This is a genomic window from Streptomyces odonnellii (assembly GCF_000981895.1).
Classification (GTDB): Bacteria; Actinomycetota; Actinomycetes; order Streptomycetales; family Streptomycetaceae; genus Streptomyces; species Streptomyces odonnellii.
Genome location: NZ_LATD01000463.1, coordinates 1 through 2,631, shown reverse-complemented (window position 1 = coordinate 2,631; position 2,631 = coordinate 1). Strand labels below are relative to the sequence as shown.

The 2,631-nt window shown below is 71.1% G+C and carries 2 protein-coding genes; both read right to left on the bottom strand.

Translation table 11 applies throughout. The features are described 5' to 3' along the window. Window positions 1–67: 67 nt before the first annotated feature. Window positions 68–1,045, bottom strand: a complete 978-nt coding sequence (locus WH07_RS33075; RefSeq protein WP_079023760.1) for an AurF N-oxygenase family protein — start codon at window positions 1,043–1,045, stop codon at window positions 68–70. 157 nt (window positions 1,046–1,202) lie between these two features. Next, window positions 1,203–2,585 carry an amidase family protein gene (locus tag WH07_RS38415; protein ID WP_079023759.1) on the bottom strand — a complete coding sequence of 461 codons (1,383 nt, stop codon included), beginning with the start codon at window positions 2,583–2,585 and terminating at the stop codon, window positions 1,203–1,205. Window positions 2,586–2,631 lie beyond the last annotated feature (46 nt).

The following is a 2,631-nucleotide window of genomic DNA, read 5'->3' as shown; positions in this document are numbered from 1 at the left end:
GTGCCGGACAGGCGGGCACCGGGCGGGGCGGGCGTCGGGCGGGACAGGGCCGACGCCGGACGGCCCGTCAGGCGAGGAGTCCCGACGATTTCCAGAGCGCGCGCCCGGGGCCGCGCAGGACGCCGATGTCGTCGAGGAAGTCCGTGAGTTTCCTCGCGCCCGCCCGCATCACCTCCCGGCGGTGGCCGCTCGCCCGTACCTCGGCGACGGCCCGGTGCCGGTCGAGGCCGACGTTCTCGTACACCCGCGGACTGACGAAGCAGACGGAGAACACCCGGGCCGTCTGCCCGGAGGTCAGCCGGGTGAACTCCCGCTCCCAGCGCGGCGCTGTCACCATCTGTCGTCGCAACTCCTCGCGTGCGTACCGGACATGGCGCGCCTCCTCGATCACATGGATCCGCGTCACCCCGCGCACGAGCGTCTGAACCCGCTCGTCCGGGAAGGTCAGCCGCTGCATCCAGTCGAGGATCTCCTCGCCGAGGAGAGTGGCCGCGAACGAACCGGGCGTCGTGGACACGGACTTGAGGACACGCGCCAGATTGTGGTGGAAGCGCGGTACGGGGTACGCGGGGGCGCCGCCCTTGCGGATCAGCTTCGCGAACATCATCGAGTGGCGGCACTCGTCGGCCAGTTCGGTGAGGGCGTAACGGACATGGTCGCTGGTCACGGGCCTGTCGTAGATGTGCCGCACAAGAAGCTGCATCAGGATGATCTCGAACCAGATGCCGAGCGACGCCAGCGACGCGGCCTCGTGCCTGGCCAGCTCCATGCGCTGCTCCTCCGGCATCGACCGCCAGAGGGGCGTGTCGTATAGGGAGACCAGCTCGGGCGGCCAGAACCATTTGCCGTCCTCGACCGGTGCCTCCCAGTCGAGTTCCTTGTCGGGATCGAAGGAGTGCCTGGCGGAGGCTTCGAGCAGCCGCGCGGCGACCTGCTCGCGGTCCTTGGGCGGGCCGAGCGCGTCATGGAGGAGGTGTAGGTCGTGGCCGAGGCCGTGTTTGTGGCCGTGTTCGGTCGCGGGTGTCGCAGGCGTTGCGGGCGTCATGGCTGAGCGCACCTCATGGCTGGGTTACCGGCGGTCATCTCTTATGAGACTCTGTGTCAGTAAGAGCGTCAACCCTTTCGTCAGGGCCGGGCTGTCGGGGCGGTGAGGGCCGTCCGAGCGGTGAGAGCCGTGAGGGCGATGAGAGCTGTGAGAGCCGTCAGCGCCGGACCGCGAGCGCGTGCTGTTCCGCCGCTGCGGCGATGTCGAGCAGCAAGGCATCCGCTCCGCGCTCCGCGACCAGATGCAGGCCGACCGGGCAGCCGTCCGAGGTGAAGCCGGCCGGGATGCTGGCCGCCGGGTGTCCGCTCAGATTGAACGCCCAGGTCAGCGCCGTGGAGTAGCGGTCGCCGGGGCCTTCGTGACCATGCGGCCTGTTCGGGGTGACCGGGGTGAGAAGCAGGGGCGTACGAGCGAACAGGGCGTCCAGCCGCCGGTCGTTCTCGGCCCGTACTTCCGCCGCCCGTACGCCCGTTGGCCCTGCCGGATCGCCGCCGCGTATCGCGATCCACGCCTCGCGCGGATCGAGCAGGGCGAAGGACGTGCGGGCCGGGTGCGGGTGTGGGTGCAGAGGCGCTTCGTGTGCCGGTGGTGCGGTAGGCGCGGGTGGTACGAGTCGTACGACCCCGGCCGCCACCAGCCGCTCCACCGCGTCCCGTACCACCGCCACCACCTCCGGGTCCGAATCCGCGAACCCCAGATCGGGCGAGAAGACCGCAGGCACCGGCAGCCGCAGCTCGGACCGACCACATGTGCCGCACGCACACGTGCCGGGCGCACATGTCGAGGCCGTACACCTGCCGGCCGTACACCTGCCGGCCGTACACGTGCCAGCCGTACGTGTGTCAGACGCACATGTACCGGGCGCACATGTGCCCGGCGTACATGTATCGGCCGCACGTGTCCCGGGAGTCCACGTACCGGACGCACATGTGCCCGTCGCACATGTGCCGAGCACACACGTCAGATACGCCCGTGCCTCCGCCGCCGACCGTGCCAGCACGCCCGCCGAGGCCAGCCCCGTCCGGTCCGGCGACGGCAGCAGCCCGTTCGTCGTCTTCAGACCGAACACCCCGCACCAAGCAGCCGGAATCCGCACGGAACCCGCCCCGTCGCTGCCCGTCGCCAGTGGCACCATGCCCGCCGCGACCGCCACCGCCGAGCCCGCCGAGGACCCGCCGGGGGTACGGTCAGCGCGGTACGGGTTGACCGTACGGCCGTACCTGCCCTGCCCCCAGGTCTGCCAGTACGTACCCGGCCCCGGCACCGCCGTCGAGCCGACCGGCATCGCCCCCGCCGCGATCAGCCTCCCTGCCGCGTACGCCCTGATCCCGGACGGCCCCTTCACCGCGAACGGCACGCCCGCAAGCGGCAGCCGCCGGTCCACCGTCCGCGCCCGCTCCAGCGCCGCGTCGCCCCACACCTCGATGAACGCGCACAGTCCGGGATCGAGCCGTTCGATCCGCTCCAGCGCCTCCGCGACCAGCCCCGTCCCTGGTTCCGTATCCGGTTCCGCGCCTGGCTCTGTCGTCAGCCCCGTCATCGTTCCCCGTTCCCCTCCTCGGACCCACGCCCACGTCCACCCCACC